Consider the following 14,275-nt stretch of genomic DNA (forward strand, 5'->3'; position numbering starts at 1 on the left):
CTACGCCGGAAGCGGTTCAAGGCAGTCCGGCGCCTCATGCCGCGGGTTGTTCACGAGCGTACTGACGGCGTAGGCATGGAGCTCTTCACTCGGGTAGGGACGCAGTAGCGCTTGCAGCGATGCGGCCTGTTGGACGGTGGGGTCGAGCCATTGGTCGTAGGCTGTGGGGGCCAGAATCACCGGCATCCGGTTGTGAATCGGGCGCAGCAACTCGTTTGGATCCGTGGTGAGGATCGTACAGGATTCGATGGCCGTGCCCTCCGGAGGTTGCCACTGTTCCCACAAGCCGGCAAAGGCAAGGGGCCGGTGACTCGTCAAGCCGATCCACATCGGCTGCTTCACCTTTCCTTGAACCTGCCATTCGTAGAACCCCGTTGCAATCACTAGACAGCGCCGGGCCTTGAAGGCCGCGCGGAACGAAGGCTTCTCCGCCACGGTCTCCGACTTGGCGTTGATGCATTGATGTCCGACCTTCGGGTCCTTGGCCCAGGAGGGAATCAGGCCCCAGCGCAACTGTACTAACTGGCGGGTGGTTGTCCCTGGCTCGATCCTGATCGCAGCCACTGGTTGGGAAGGAGCGATGTTGTAGCGGGGCGTGAATAGGGGAGGGACCGAAATGCCAAACTCCTGGGCGATCACTGCGGGCGAAGCTGTTTGGGTAAAGCGTCCGCACATAGGAAGAGAGGGTAACACATGGTTACGAGGAGAGGGAACGACACCCATGCTGATCCCTTGCTCCCGGAACAAAGAGCGGGGTGGAGCCTGATGATCTTCTGTGCTCGCGCAACGCGCGGCCGCGGACGGCCCTCGTTGGACGCGCGCAGTAGAAGATCAGTCAGGCCCCATCCCTAAGAGACAACAAGCAAGCTTGGAGGAGGGGATGGGGCAGGGACAGGCGAGAGGTCTCCTGTGCTCGTGCAACGCGCGGTCTCTGAAGACCCTCGTTGGACATGCGCAATGGGAGTCCCTCTCGCCCGCCAGCAAGGGAGAGGGATGAGCGGTGCTTGTTCGGATAGTAGCATATATGCTATGTTCTCAATAGAGGGAACATGGCAGATCCATCAAGCAAACTGCCGTCAAGTCGTCTGGTCTATGACGGCGCGGTGTTCCGGATTGAATTTTACGTCGCTCCGGGCGGGGCTGTGCCGGCAGAAGTCTGGCTCGAACAGCTTCCTCTTGGAGGGCAGCAGAAGTTTGCGGCCTTGTTTGCGCGCATGGGAGACACGGGGAAGATTTGGAATGAACGCAAGTTCAAACATTTGACTGAAACGGACCAGATCTTTGAATTCAAGGTTGAGGCCGATCGAATCTTGTGCTTTTTCTTTATCGGCCGGCGACTGATCTTGACGCATGGGTTCAGAAAGGCCGGGGAGAAGACGCCCAAACGAGAAATCGATCGAGCCGAAGCCTACAAGGAAGATGTTGAAGGGAGAGCGACGCATGAAAGCTAAAGTGGCGCAAGCGAGCAAGGGGTGGCTAGATAGGAAACTGGCGAGTCCAAAATTCCGCAAAGGATTTGAAGAGGAAGTGCAGAAGTTGGCCATCGGGGAGCAGCTCTCCCGACTGCGCCAAGAGGCGGGACTCACTCAGGCACAAGTGGCGCAGCGAGCAAAGACTACGGCCTCAGCCATCAGCCGTTACGAAAATGCGGCGTACGATCGCTACGAACTCCGTACGCTTCAGAGGATCGTCCAAGCCTGCGGAGGGCGACTCGATATTATTATGGAGCCAGGGCCGAACACTCACCGGGCTGCGTAACAGAATGCTGAAAAGCAAGGCGGGGAAGAGGCGGCCACCATTTTTGTTGATCCGAATGCCTTGGACGGGGACGATCCACAACATTCCGTGCATGAACGCCGCCGCCAACGCATAGGACGATCGCTGTCAGGGCGAATCCTCTTCGTGGTGTACACGATACGAAGGAGAGACCATGAAAAAGAAACGATCCGAATCATCAGCGCAAGGCAGGCGAGTCGCAAAGAACGTCAAGCATATGCCGGACTCGCAGATTGATTTTTCTGACATTCCTGAAGCCACGGACGCAGAACTCACGCGCATGCGTCGGGTTGGCAGACCGGTCAGTGGTGTCGCCAAGCAGTTGATCGCCATTCGCCTCTCGCCGAAGCTGTTAAGCCAGCTTCGGAAGATGGCCGCCAAGCAAGGAAAGCCCTACCAGTCATTGATTCATGAGCTTCTAGAAAAAGCCGCCGCCAAAGCCGCGTAACGGTCCTTCCAGTCTCTCTCGTCTATCTGGTTTTTCTGGTGCGTCTGATGGGGTTTCCGGTCCGGCCAACCAGACAAACCTTCCCCCGTCTCGCCATTCCCGCTCGTCCCGCCCTCCTCGCTCAGCACTCAGGACTCAGCACTTGGCGCGTACAGCTTGTCAGGACGTGGGTAAATCGGTATCCTTCAGGGACGAGGGCTGCTGAGGGGAATGCAGAATGGGCATCGCAGATTTACTCACACTCAAACGACCGGAAATCCTGCGCCTCGCGCAGGCACATGGAGCCCACAACGTGCGGGTCTTCGGGTCCGTGGCGAGGGGAGAGGCGCGCCCAGACAGCGATGTCGACTTCCTCGTTGAAATGAAGAGCGACCGCAGCTTGCTCGATCTTATTGAGCTCAGCCAAGAGCTAGAAACCTTGCTGCAACGCAAAGTCGACGTCCTGACCGATCAGGGCCTCAGTCCCTACCTCGATCAGAAAATCCATGCTGAATCCGTTCGCCTATGAAGGACGATCGTATCTATCTGCTCCACATTCGAGATGCTATCCGGCAGATCGTGCAATATACAGAGACCGGAAAGGACAGCTTCCTGGCGGACCGGAAAACCCAAGACGCCGTAGTCCGCAATCTGGAAATCATTTTGGTGAAGCAACCAAGCGAGTGTCTCCCGGCCTCAAATCCGCCCACCCAGGAGTGGCGTGGAAACCCATTGCCGGCATGAGGGATAAGCTGATCCACGATTATTTCGGCGTCAATGTGCAGCTAGTATGGGATGTCGTCGACCGCGACCTGCCGGTGTTATACGAGAAAGTGATAGAGCTACTGACGACGCTACCTCCCACACCATAACGCAACGATTTGCTGGCTGCCTTTTGCCTGCGGCAGGCCGAATCTCTGGCGACAGGCACCTCGCACTCAGGACCCAGCATTCCCTCCCCCCGTACCGTTCACGCCCGCGTCTTCCATCGCCCCACGTCCTGCCATTCCCGCTCGTCGCGCCTCCGGTCACGTCCGCGAAAACCAAAGCATCCCTGTAGAGGGAGATTGGTCGGAGGAACATGGAGAGAGGAGGGGATTGGGGGATTGACGATATGTCAGATGCGACATATGATCTTTGGGAGATCGAAATGAAAACGGTGACGAAGAGAAAAAGAAGTACGAAAAGGGGTCATGAGAAAAGGGAGAAAGGCAAAACTGGAAGCCGCCGGATGGGTGGTCGGGTCCGTGAAGGAGTTTCTCGGGCTGTCAGAAGCGGAGGCGGTGCTCATCGACGTGAAGCTGGCGCTCAGTCGGAGTCTCCGGGAGCGACGGAATAAACAGGGTCTCTCGCAAGTCCAGCTCGCTGAACGGCTCCAATCCAGTCAATCGCGAGTGGCGAAGATGGAAGCCGGCGATCCGTCAGTGTCGATGGATCTCTTGGTCAGTGCCCTCATACTCCTTGGGGCCAGTTCCACCGATCTTGCCAACGCCATTAAGGGCGGAGAAAAGAAAGCCGGCCCTCGCGCCGCATAGGGGAGTCCGCCTCGGTTTTCTTCATCTACTCCTTCTGGTTCTTCTGGTGAGGTTTTCGGTCAGGCCAGTCAGATAGACCAGTCCGCTCTTCCTGCATTTCCTGCCATTCCCGCTCGTCGAGCCCGTCTTGCAGGCGCGATAGACCAGACAGACCTTCCCCTGTCCGATCAACCAGACAAACCAGATAAACGAAACAAACCAGACCACCCTTCCCCCATCCCGCCTTTCCCGCTCGTTCCCCCTCCGTCCGACCAACCAGACAAACGAGACAGGCCAGATAAACCATCCCCCTTCTCGCTTCTTCGGTCACGTCCGCGAAATCCAAAGGGGGGACCGGTGACCGAGTGCGCCCCGCTCCGTCGCCTCTCGTAGCATCCCATCCACGGCGGTCTGAGCGGAAGCCTTCTGGAATTCCCTTGGTCACGGTTGGGTAACCGTGACGCGTCGGTCAGTTCGAGCGTTCCTTCTCCAGCCGCCGGGTGGGGACCCCGCCACTGCGGCGAAAGTACGCGGAGCGCACTCGGTCACCTGTGTAGGGTAAGTGGGTTTGGGATATCCTCCAGTCATGGTCGTGAAGCCAAAGGCATCCCTTTGGGGGGCATGATTTATTGATAGGAAACGGGTATTCTGCGGCGGCAGGGAGTGGCGCCTGCTTGTCTAAAGCAGTCTCTGGCAGAGTAACCGGGCAACCTCGCGAGCTCTGGATGAGTGTATGAATGCAAGTCCCGACCCTCATTCCTTGTCCCGAACTGTTTTGGGTTGTCCTGGACGAAGCAAGATGGGAAGGCTTCGGGATCTGGCTGACTACACGGTCGCAGATCCTGGGCGGCTAGAAGTGTGTTTGGGGAAAGATTGCTACCCCCCTCAAGACTGTAAGATCGGAATGAAGTGAAGCAAAGCAACGAGGGTAATCATGAAGTTGGAAAGTAAATCTCTTGTCCGTAAGAAACAGATAGGCGCAGAGCTTACATTTCTTGATGCAATCGGACTCGTTCGCAGTTTTTGCGACCAACGAAACTGGCGACAATTCCATAAGCCTAAGGACTTAGCTATTGGCGTTGTGACAGAAGGTGCAGAACTTCTTGATTTATTCAGGTTCAAAAGTGATCAGGAAGTGCAGTCTTTGCTGGACAGTAAGCACACCCGAGAAATGATCGCGGACGAAATGGCCGACGTTCAGTTTTTCCTATTGCGAATGAGTGAAGTGACGGGCATTGATTTGGGCGATGCTTTAAGGCGAAAAATCAGGAAGAACCGAAGCAAGTATCCGGTCAAGCGAGCGAGAGGGTCTAACTTGAAATATAATCAAAGTTGAGCGTGCATGAGACTCTATTCTGCTAGTTCTGTTGAATTTGTTAATGACGCGAATCGCAATCAGATCGCGGACAAACTTCGCCGATCGTTTTTTGAATCCTACCGATTTTATCCATCCGAGAATGAAGTGCGGTCCTGGAAAAACTCACTGCGTGCCATGTCAGGAGTAGTGACTACAGCTGGACTCAAAGACAACGGCGTTATGATCGAGTACCAGTTGCCACTGACCTCTAAAAGGCTAGACTTCTTAATTACAGGCCAGGATCAGACTGGGCGTGATCACGCGGTCATCGTTGAACTCAAACAGTGGGAAAACACCAAGCGCGCGGATGGTGAGACTCTTTTGACGTTTGTCGGTGGTGGAGAGCGACCGGTGCTGCATCCGTCCGTTCAGGTAGGTCATTACAAAATGTATTTGGGGGATACCCACACAGCGTTTCATGAAGGTGATGCTCCCGTACACCTCAGCGCTTGTTCATATCTGCATAACTACCAAGAAGCAGTTGGAGATCCTATATTCGACGCGTCGTTTGCAGATTGGCTGGATCAATACCCAGTTTTCACAATGGGCAAGACGGAAGGTTTGTGCGAGCATCTTTACTCCCACACAGGAAAGGGGAAGGGCGCTGCGATACTGGATAAAATTGAGGCGGGAGGCTACGCACCGAGCAAGAAATTGATGGAACATGTAGCTGGGGTCATCGAAGGTGAGCCCTCATATGTTCTGCTAGACGAGCAGTTAGTCGTTTTCGAAAGAGTGCTAGCAAGATCGAGGCGAATGGAAGAGCAGGGCAAAGGTGTTCTTATCATTAAGGGTGGACCTGGTACAGGAAAGTCTGTTGTTGCCATCAATCTAATGGCAAGGCTTTTGCGCGAGGGACGGAACGTCCATTATGCAACAGGCTCAAAAGCCTTTACGGAAACTCTGAGGAAAGTTATAGGGCGACGCGGTTCAGCACAGATCAAATATTTCAACAGTTACATGGGCCAAACAGAAGAGCTAATCGACGTCATGATTGCGGATGAGTCCCATCGGATTAGGACGTCAAGCAATAATCGCTTCACGCCTAAAGCGAAGTCCTCAAAAGTTGCACAGATCGATGAACTTTTGAGCGTGGCCCGCCTATGCGTGTTTCTCATAGATGACGCGCAGGTGGTTCGGCCTAACGAAATCGGTTCCGTAGATTACATCAAACGTGCGGCTGCAGCACTAGGTATCGTCTGTGAAGAATACGAGCTTGAGGCCCAGTTTCGGTGCGGTGGTTCTGATGGATTTTTAAATTGGGTGGACAACACCCTAGAGGTTAGGCGAACGGCAAACATTATCTGGGAGGGCGCCGAAGGATTTCAGTTTAAGATTTTCGAAAGTCCTAACGCTCTAGAAGACGCTATTCGAGAAAAGGCCCGCAAGGGTAACTCTGCCAGGCTTGTTGCTGGCTTCTGTTGGAAATGGTCTGCTCCACGAGCTGATGGAACGTTGGAGGAGGACGTAGTCATTGGTGATTTCAAGCGCCCCTGGGATGCAAAGCCTGGGTCAAAGAAGCTTGCCAAGGGAATCCCACCAGCTGAGCTATGGGCATATGATCCTGGCGGGATCGATCAGGTTGGCTGTGTATACACTGCGCAAGGGTTTGAGTTCGACTATGTTGGGGTTATCATCGGCAAGGACTTGGTTTACCGATTTGATGATGGTCGGTGGCGGGGCGTCAAGGAAGAGTCTGCAGATGCGGTAGTGAAGCGCTCCAAGGAAGGGTTCATCGAACTTGTCAAAAGCACCTATCGTGTACTGCTTAGCCGAGGGATGAAGGGTTGCTACGTCCATTTCATGGATAAGGAGACCGAGAGATTCTTTAAAAGCCGAATGGACTTGAGTGCCGCTCTCGAAAAAGATGATACGCAAGAGAAGTGGCTGCCAACGATTGTCGAACACCCCGGGGATAAGGCGTATAGAGAATACCTACCTCTTCTGGCGCTTGAAGCGGCCGCGGGATACTTCGGTCGTGAAAGTGATACCCAGCCGGTGGGTTGGATAAAACTGTCAAAGAAGAAGCTGAATCAGCAGATGTTCGTGGCCAAGGTCATTGGAGACTCTATGTCACCAAAGATACTAGATGGAACTTATTGCCTCTTTGAATATGCGCCGGAAGGCACAAGGAATGGGCAGATTGTATTGGCTGAACACAAGGGCTTTCATGACGAAGATACGAAGTCCAGCTACTCGGTTAAATTCTACTTCTCAGAAAAAGAAGTCGGCGAAGATAGTTGGTCACATCGACGAATTGTGCTTAAGCCAGCGAACAAGCTCTATCGAGAGATCGAGATCCCTGAGGGGAGGGCTGACGAATTTAGAATAGTTGCTTTATACAAAGGGAGCATCACCTCTGATTTGGTTTCCACGTAAGCTGATTGATGTAAAGACAGAAACGGTGTGGAAACGTGGAGAAGGTTACTGCCTCCCAAACTGAAAAGGGCCGTTTCATCAAGGCGGTTAACACCGAGGCTCATAAGTTAGTTGAGTGATTTCGATAGAAGGGGTCTTATTGATGTCCGTGTTTGTCTGGTTAGACTACTCGGAGCGCGAACGTCGGAAGATGCTCGATGTCGTCGCTCTATTCAGAGAACACGACACCCGCGATGAGCTGGGCATCGGCTCAGTGCGCGATGCATTCGCCGACCTGCTTTTCCCTGGTACGAGCACAATCATGACCCGAGCGCGGTATTTTCTCCTCGTCCCTTGGATATATCAGCGTCAGGAAAAGTCGCGCACTAGCTCAGCGCAGATTGCCGCGCGGGCGCGGCGAGCGGAGACAGGCCTAATTGAGATCATCGAGCGGTCGGATGACAACGAGGGGAACATCGGCAAGGTGGCTAAGACTGCACTGAAGCGCCTTCCGAGCAGCGTTTATTGGCAGGGGCTTAGTGTCTGGGGGATTCGCACCTTCAGCGGTGCGCAAGCGCAGTACAACCGTAGCCTTGATCGGTATTATACACAGCTCACGCGGCACGGCGGCCGTGCGACGGAGCGTGACGCTGAGCATGATGATCTCATGCCACCGAACTGGCACGCAGGGCTGATTCCGCCGCCGCCGGATTTTCCCACAGAGTGCTCATTGAGCCTGACGTGCCGCGAAGCCAATTATCTCGCTGAGCGCATCCGTTTGAGCCCGGCATCCTCTGGGTCGTTGCTGGCAGAACTCGTCGCGCAGCGGCGACGTAGTGCCGATGTGCCGTTCGCATGGGAGCACCCGTATTCCGCTGAGCTGCCATCGACATTGCGCGTGAAACTGGATCACGCGCAGAATTTTTCTGAGATCATGAACGGCGCACCGTTGCTCTACAACTTAGTTCTGGCTGAACAGGCCCATCGGGATGAGGGTGTCACAAAGTACCGTGAAAGTTTTGCAAAATGGGCGCAATTGCTCTCAGAACGCTCACGCGTGCTGGCCGAATGGAATAGAGAGCGTTTCTGGCAAATGATTCATGCCGTCAATCCACGAATTACCAAACCTACCTATGACTTTATCAATACATGGTGGGGGCACGCCTTGGCTGGTGATGCTGCACGGCTCTGCGATGACCCATCTGTGCGCTCGTTTATTCGCGAGCGCGAGCGCCGACTAAAAAAGAAGCTGGCACGCATAGACAATCCCCGTGCACAGGAGCTTTGGACGGGTGATTCCGGCACTGCGCAGTTGGAATTTAGGTGGCTCATAAGTCAACGATTGCTCGGGGACATTTTCGACGGCCTGGAGGCACTTGATGCTTAGGCCGGACGAGAGGCAACATTTGCTAGAGCTGCTTCGCCCGCCTGTTGACTGCAAACTGGATGTTGCCGTTGGGACTACGTTCTCACTCGATCTCATGAGTGCGCTGATGCTTCCCCTCTCATTCGCGTTCTTTGACTGGGAACAGGCCGATGGTGAACTGGTAGCCGATCCACTGGCCTTGCTCGAAGCGTTAAGGCGCTACGGTGATCGTTTCACTGTTTTCTGTCAGAGTGGACAAATTCGTTTGCCGCCAAAGTATCAACCGCTTGTCACTTTCCTGGAGCCCTGTATTTACGACGTGCAGCTGGAAGACCCGGATGGTGTCTTTCACCCGAAGGTATGGGCGATGCGTTTTGTTGCAGAGGATGGCGCGGTTCGTTATCGCGTCCTGTGTCTAAGCCGCAACCTGACTTTTGACCGTTGCTGGGACACAGTTGTTGCGCTCGACGGCGAACTTACAGATCGTTCGAACGCCATCGCTGCAAATCACCCTCTCGCCGATTTCATTGCGGCGCTACCTGGTCTCGCCGGTCACGCTCTCCCGCGTGGGCGTCGGCAGGGGGTAGCGAAAATCGCGGACGAGCTTCGACGCGTGCGGTTCAAGTGGCCGGATGGCTTTGATGAAAACGAATGCCGCTTCTGGGTAGCGGGATTGGAGGGGAAAGCGGTTACGCCTTTTGGCGAACGGCAAGACAAAGCCCTGATCGTCTCGCCTTTCCTCTCTAATCCCATTGTACGTGACTTCCTGGACCACACCGAAGAAATGCATTTGGTTTCTCGTCCGGAGAGTATACAGGAGCTGCCACAAGAGACTTTGCAACGGTGCAAAAGTGTTAGCTTTCTCGCGCCGGAACTAACAGATGAATCTGATGATGGGTCGCCTCCGCTCGAACGGGATGAAGTGTTGGATGGCTTACATGCGAAGCTATTCGTCATAGATCGCGGCTGGAATGCCAGCGTATTCAGCGGTTCGTTCAACGCGACCGTTCATGCTTTGCAGCACAATGTCGAGTTTATGGTCGAACTCGTGGGCAAAAAGAGCCGATTCGGCGTGGACCAGTTTCTCCGACAAGTGAAGGGTGAAACAAATTTCGCTGACTTGTTGAAGGCGTACGATAGGAACGCGGCACCCGTGCCAGCCGATGCGACAGCGCAGAAGCTCGATGATCTGCTCCATGCTACGAAGCGAGCACTTGCTACCGCAGGTCCACGGCTGGTCGTCACGCCCGCGAGTGAAATTGATTCTTTTGACATGAGTATGGAGTGGACGCGTGCGCCGCATTGGCCACATACAGCGGTCGAGATACGGGCGTGGCCGATCACGCAGCAAGCGGAGCGGGCTCAAACACTTAATAAATCAATGGTGTTTCCCCGGCTGTCATACGGGGGGCTAACGCCCCTCATCGCCTTCGCCATGACTGCGAAGCACGGCGAAGCAAAGCGCGAATCGATTTTTGTCATGAACCTTCCGCTCCAGGGTGCGCCAGAAGATCGCCAGGATCGGATTGTCCGCTCGCTGATCGAAAACCGCGATCAATTGCTTCGCTATATCCTTTTTCTCCTAGCCTCCGGCGATGAAATGGCGGCTGCTTCAGGTGATTTGCGCAAGTTGCTTACATCGCAGGAGGACGGTCCAGGCCGGGCGTCTGCGAATCCCTATTTGCTGGAAACGCTGCTCCGGGCTCTGCATCGTAGTCCGGCGCAGCTTGAACGCGTGTCGTCTCTATTGGCGGTGCTCCGAAAGCAACCAGGTAGCTCGGAATTGCTCAGCGACGACTTTCGGAAAATCTGGGAACCCATTTGGGATGCCGCCAGGCAGGTCATGGAAAAATGAACGCACGTCCCGATACAGCTTCCGCTCTTGCCGGCCTGAAGGACTTTCAGCGAGCGACAGTCGATTATATTTTTGACCGATTCTATGGACAGGACCCGACCCGCCGCTTTCTTGTCGCAGACGAAGTAGGATTGGGCAAGACCCTTGTCGCACGCGGTGTGATTGCGCGCACAATCGATCACCTTTGGAACGAGGTACCACGCATTGATGTAATCTATATTTGTTCCAACGCCGACATTGCCCGCCAGAACATAGATCGGCTTAGAATTCCGGGCTGCGAGGATGCGGCACAGGCAACGCGCCTGACCTTACTGCCGCTACAAATGCACGATCTCCGGCGCCATCGCGTCAATTTCGTAGCATTGACACCTGCCACTTCGTTTGAGCAAACCGGAGGCGGTGGGCGCATGGATGAGCGGGTTCTGCTTTATTGGCTGTTGGATCGCGCATGGGGAATCCACGGGCCGCGTGCCTCGCTTTACGTGATGCAGGAATACGCGGGGACGGCTTCATTCGAACGAAGTATAGAAGCTTTTGACCCCACGAAACTCAATAAACAGATCGCAGATGAGTTTGTTTCCAGCTTAGCAACGCAAGTGCAGGAAGAGGTAACGGCAGGGAAGCCGGATATGCGTACGCGCTTCGAGGAGTTGCGCGGTATATTCAGCCGCAGCGACGCGAAAACGACGCAAGCCGAAACCAGGCAGCGGACGCGGTGGATTGGCGAGTTGAGGCGGTTGCTCGCTCGTGTCTGCCTCGCGACGTTGGAGCCGGATTTAATCATTCTGGACGAGTTTCAGCGTTTCAAACATCTGCTTGCAGAAGATTCGCCAGCGGGCGAGCTTGCGCGCGACTTATTTGAATCGCAGGCGGGTCAGGGTTCCCGCGTTTTGCTACTTTCGGCCACGCCGTATCGCGGTCTGAGCCTCCATCATGAGACCGATGACGATCACTACGGTGACTTCCTCACCTTACTGCGGTTTCTGGAAAACAGCGATGCGTCAGGCTGCAAGGAGATATTGGCAGAGTACCGCGCGGCTCTGCCTGCTGTGATGACACCTGACGGCCTGGCGCGGTTGCGTAGCGCGAAAGAAGCGCTCCAGCTGCGGCTGCGGCGGGTGATGGCGCGTACCGAACGCCTTGCGTCGACTAGCCAACGTGGTGGAATGCTTCTGGATGCGCCGCCCGCCGATGCCGCGCTTCATGCGGTTGATGTTCGCGCGTTTCTAGGTGCACAGCGGGTTGCCGACGCGGTCGAACAGGGCGATGTCGTCGAGTATTGGAAGTCAGCGCCGTACCTGTTCAACTTCATGGACAACTACGCTTTGAAGCAGGCTTTCAAGGACGCGCCCGAGAAAGACCAGATGGTGGGGCTTGTAAGGGAGTTCCCCGAGACGTTTCTTGATCTGGAACGCGTGCGCGCTTACCAGCCGGTGGAACCAGCAAATTCACGTCTTCGCGAGTTACTCTCCGAGACTGTGGATCGTGGAATGTGGCGGCTGCTTTGGATGCCGCCATCGCTTTGCTATTACAGTCTGGAGGGTCCGTTCGCTGCTCCGGAATTGGCCAGCGTGACCAAGCGGCTCGTCTTCTCCGCCTGGCACATGGTTCCGCGCGCCGTAGCGTCGCTCGTTTCATACGAAGCTGAACGCCGGATGATGCGAGCGCCTAGTCCGCTCTCGCGAGTCACGCAAGAAGATTGGAAGAAACAGCGAGGATTGCTGCGGTTTGGGATATCTGAAGGCCGCCTCATCGGTCTGCCATTGTTGCTGCTTGTTTATCCATGCCTTACTTTTGCTCGCTCTTGTGACCCGCGGGAGTTGGCGCGGGGCACACCTCTTACTGCCGCAGAGGTGCGCACACAGCTCGCTACGCGAGTACGTGGTTTGATTGAAAAGCTGGGCATCGTTCACGAGGCTGGTAGCAGCACCGACGATCGCTGGTATTGGCTTGCCCCGATGCTGCTTGATTACGAGCAGTTTCCAGTCGAGTCACAAGCCTGGTGGGACCGTACGGAGCTGGCGCAAACATGGGCCGGTGTCGAAGTCGGCGACGAAGACGCTGGCTGGTCTAGTCATGTGGAGCGCGCGACGCAAACACTCATTTCTATCCGCACTGGCAAAGAACGGCTTGGTGTGCCGCCAGACGACCTTTTTGATGTACTGGCTCTCGCGGCTTCTGCCGCTCCGGCTACAGCCGCGTTACGCGCGTACGCACGGGCTAGCCGTAGCGACCCTGCGCTTTCTCTTCCGATGCGTGACATCGCCGCACGGTCGGGAAGAGCCTTTCTCACTCTTTTCAATCATGCGGAGGTCATCGAAGCAGTTCGTTCTGAATTTCCAGGCGAACCTTACTGGCAGCGTGTGCTGGACTACGCGCACGCGGGTGGGCTTCAAGCTGTCCTCGATGAATACACGCATCTGCTCCGGGAGTCACTCAGCGTTACTGCGCTGTCGGCAGAGGAGACAACCCAGAAAATTGGTGCGGAACTTATCGGAGCGCTAACAATTCGTGCTGCATCGCTACGTATCGATGAAGTCACGGCACCCCGGTATGCGCGCCAGGTAACGCTTAAGACCGAACCGCTGCGCATTCGCTTTGCCATGCGTTTTGGTGATGATCGCTCTGATGAAGAAGTGTCAATCGGCGTTGATGGCGCACTTGCGGGAACGCGTAAGGAGCGTGTGCGCGCGGCGTTCAACTCTCCATTCTGGCCGTTTGTGCTGGTTTCCACTTCGGTCGGGCAGGAGGGTCTTGATTTTCATCATTACTGTCACGCCATTACGCACTGGAACTTGCCGTCAAACCCTGTCGATCTCGAACAGCGTGAGGGTCGTATACATCGCTACAAAGGGCATGCGGTTCGCAAGAATATTGCGGCGGCATTTGCCTCCGAGGCTTTACGTCAAAGTGACTCGGATGTGTGGGAGTCCGTTTTTGCGCTCGGTCGTGCAGGCCGTTCGGTGCAGGAAAATGATCTCGTGCCTTATTGGCTTTTCCCCGGTGAGGCAAAAATAGAGCGACATGTTCCCGCGTTGCCGTTTAGTCGTGAAGTCGAGCGTTTATACGGGCTGCGCCGAGCGCTCGCGATCTACCGCATGGTTTTCGGCCAGAGCCGGCAGGAGGATTTGATTGCCTATCTGTTGTCCAAAATTCCCGAAGACGAGCGGGGAAAGATAGTGGCGGAGTTGCAAATAGATTTGAGCCCAGCGGCGTCTTGAAAACCAACCGAAGGAGTCTGCTAGGTCAGTTCTTGACCTCCCACCTCGGAAAAACAAAGGGGATAGAAGTCTTTTCTCGCCGCCCGCCAGCACCGACGACCTCGACGTCGCTTTGGGCCCGGTTGGATGATGTGCGCGAGTGCGTGACGGGGCCGAGCGTATCTGGTTTGCTTGGTCTATCTGGTTCTTCCGGTTGATCCGGTTTCTCTGGTTCATCTATACGGAGATTTAGGATCAGGCCTGAGTTTTGACTTATTGGAGTGCGGGAAATGCAACGAGGGTCTTTTCTGCTACTGAGACCACGATTCTTCTATTGTCTCCCTTGAAGGCGGGCTAGAGGGTCTCCCGCTGCGTGTCACTTTCTCACCCACCGCCCACTGGCATGCCGAGTCGTGCCACGA

At 55.2% G+C, this 14,275-nt stretch carries 14 protein-coding genes; 13 read left to right on the plus strand and 1 reads right to left on the minus strand.

What is annotated here, in order from left to right:
* Positions 1 to 675: an SOS response-associated peptidase gene (locus Q8N00_06805; GenBank protein MDP2382496.1), complete on the minus strand. Its 675-nt coding sequence runs from the start codon at positions 673 to 675 to the stop codon at positions 1 to 3.
* Positions 676 to 1,049: 374 nt separating this feature from the next.
* Between Q8N00_06805 and Q8N00_06810 the strand changes: the two genes are divergently transcribed.
* The 13 genes from Q8N00_06810 to Q8N00_06870 all read left to right on the plus strand — a co-directional run bounded on the left by Q8N00_06810 (position 1,050) and on the right by Q8N00_06870 (position 13,874).
* Positions 1,050 to 1,451 carry a type II toxin-antitoxin system RelE/ParE family toxin gene (locus tag Q8N00_06810; GenBank protein MDP2382497.1) on the plus strand — a complete coding sequence of 134 codons (402 nt, stop codon included), beginning with the start codon at positions 1,050 to 1,052 and terminating at the stop codon, positions 1,449 to 1,451.
* Positions 1,441 to 1,758, plus strand: a complete 318-nt coding sequence (locus tag Q8N00_06815; GenBank protein MDP2382498.1) for a helix-turn-helix transcriptional regulator — start codon at positions 1,441 to 1,443, stop codon at positions 1,756 to 1,758. The genes Q8N00_06810 and Q8N00_06815 overlap by 11 nt, the downstream gene beginning before the upstream one ends.
* Positions 1,759 to 1,818: 60 nt before the next feature.
* On the plus strand, positions 1,819 to 2,013 hold the full coding sequence (locus Q8N00_06820) for a BrnT family toxin (protein ID MDP2382499.1): 195 nt from the start codon (positions 1,819 to 1,821) through the stop codon (positions 2,011 to 2,013).
* Positions 1,931 to 2,224, plus strand: a complete 294-nt coding sequence (locus tag Q8N00_06825; GenBank protein ID MDP2382500.1) for a BrnA antitoxin family protein — start codon at positions 1,931 to 1,933, stop codon at positions 2,222 to 2,224. Before Q8N00_06820 ends, Q8N00_06825 begins: the two co-directional genes overlap by 83 nt.
* Positions 2,225 to 2,441: 217 nt before the next feature.
* Complete coding sequence (locus Q8N00_06830; protein MDP2382501.1) at positions 2,442 to 2,732, plus strand: nucleotidyltransferase family protein; 291 nt, start codon at positions 2,442 to 2,444, stop codon at positions 2,730 to 2,732.
* Entirely contained in the window at positions 2,729 to 2,947 is a 219-nt protein-coding gene (locus tag Q8N00_06835) for a DUF86 domain-containing protein (GenBank protein MDP2382502.1), read from the plus strand. The genes Q8N00_06830 and Q8N00_06835 overlap by 4 nt, the downstream gene beginning before the upstream one ends.
* On the plus strand, positions 2,920 to 3,075 hold the full coding sequence (locus Q8N00_06840) for a DUF86 domain-containing protein (GenBank protein MDP2382503.1): 156 nt from the start codon (positions 2,920 to 2,922) through the stop codon (positions 3,073 to 3,075). The genes Q8N00_06835 and Q8N00_06840 overlap by 28 nt, the downstream gene beginning before the upstream one ends.
* Positions 3,076 to 3,396: 321 nt before the next feature.
* Positions 3,397 to 3,738, plus strand: coding sequence for a helix-turn-helix transcriptional regulator (locus tag Q8N00_06845; protein ID MDP2382504.1), 342 nt, complete (start codon positions 3,397 to 3,399; stop codon positions 3,736 to 3,738).
* Between the two features lie 913 nt (positions 3,739 to 4,651).
* Positions 4,652 to 5,053 carry a nucleotide pyrophosphohydrolase gene (locus Q8N00_06850; GenBank protein MDP2382505.1) on the plus strand — a complete coding sequence of 134 codons (402 nt, stop codon included), beginning with the start codon at positions 4,652 to 4,654 and terminating at the stop codon, positions 5,051 to 5,053.
* 6 nt (positions 5,054 to 5,059) lie between these two features.
* Positions 5,060 to 7,453: a DUF2075 domain-containing protein gene (locus Q8N00_06855; GenBank protein ID MDP2382506.1), complete on the plus strand. Its 2,394-nt coding sequence runs from the start codon at positions 5,060 to 5,062 to the stop codon at positions 7,451 to 7,453.
* A 142-nt stretch (positions 7,454 to 7,595) separates the two neighbouring features.
* Positions 7,596 to 8,819 carry a DUF6361 family protein gene (locus tag Q8N00_06860; GenBank protein ID MDP2382507.1) on the plus strand — a complete coding sequence of 408 codons (1,224 nt, stop codon included), beginning with the start codon at positions 7,596 to 7,598 and terminating at the stop codon, positions 8,817 to 8,819.
* On the plus strand, positions 8,812 to 10,653 hold the full coding sequence (locus tag Q8N00_06865) for a phospholipase D family protein (GenBank protein MDP2382508.1): 1,842 nt from the start codon (positions 8,812 to 8,814) through the stop codon (positions 10,651 to 10,653). The genes Q8N00_06860 and Q8N00_06865 overlap by 8 nt, the downstream gene beginning before the upstream one ends.
* On the plus strand, positions 10,650 to 13,874 hold the full coding sequence (locus Q8N00_06870; protein MDP2382509.1) for a helicase-related protein: 3,225 nt from the start codon (positions 10,650 to 10,652) through the stop codon (positions 13,872 to 13,874). Before Q8N00_06865 ends, Q8N00_06870 begins: the two co-directional genes overlap by 4 nt.
* The last annotated feature ends 401 nt before the right edge of the window (positions 13,875 to 14,275 follow it).

Source organism: Nitrospirota bacterium (assembly GCA_030684575.1).
Lineage (GTDB): Bacteria > Nitrospirota > Nitrospiria > Nitrospirales > Nitrospiraceae > Palsa-1315.

Excerpts from the sequence above, each read along its gene's own strand:
- Q8N00_06805 (MDP2382496.1), bottom strand. The coding sequence starts at position 675 with ATGTGCGGACGCTTTACCCAAACAGCTTCGCCCGCAGTGATCGCCCAG.
- Q8N00_06810 (MDP2382497.1), top strand. The coding sequence starts at position 1,050 with ATGGCAGATCCATCAAGCAAACTGCCGTCAAGTCGTCTGGTCTATGAC.
- Q8N00_06815 (MDP2382498.1), top strand. The coding sequence starts at position 1,441 with ATGAAAGCTAAAGTGGCGCAAGCGAGCAAGGGGTGGCTAGATAGGAAA.
- Q8N00_06825 (MDP2382500.1), top strand. The coding sequence starts at position 1,931 with ATGAAAAAGAAACGATCCGAATCATCAGCGCAAGGCAGGCGAGTCGCA.
- Q8N00_06830 (MDP2382501.1), top strand. The coding sequence starts at position 2,442 with ATGGGCATCGCAGATTTACTCACACTCAAACGACCGGAAATCCTGCGC.
- Q8N00_06835 (MDP2382502.1), top strand. The coding sequence starts at position 2,729 with ATGAAGGACGATCGTATCTATCTGCTCCACATTCGAGATGCTATCCGG.
- Q8N00_06845 (MDP2382504.1), top strand. The coding sequence starts at position 3,397 with ATGAGAAAAGGGAGAAAGGCAAAACTGGAAGCCGCCGGATGGGTGGTC.
- Q8N00_06850 (MDP2382505.1), top strand. The coding sequence starts at position 4,652 with ATGAAGTTGGAAAGTAAATCTCTTGTCCGTAAGAAACAGATAGGCGCA.
- Q8N00_06855 (MDP2382506.1), top strand. The coding sequence starts at position 5,060 with ATGAGACTCTATTCTGCTAGTTCTGTTGAATTTGTTAATGACGCGAAT.
- Q8N00_06860 (MDP2382507.1), top strand. The coding sequence starts at position 7,596 with ATGTCCGTGTTTGTCTGGTTAGACTACTCGGAGCGCGAACGTCGGAAG.
- Q8N00_06865 (MDP2382508.1), top strand. The coding sequence starts at position 8,812 with ATGCTTAGGCCGGACGAGAGGCAACATTTGCTAGAGCTGCTTCGCCCG.
- Q8N00_06870 (MDP2382509.1), top strand. The coding sequence starts at position 10,650 with ATGAACGCACGTCCCGATACAGCTTCCGCTCTTGCCGGCCTGAAGGAC.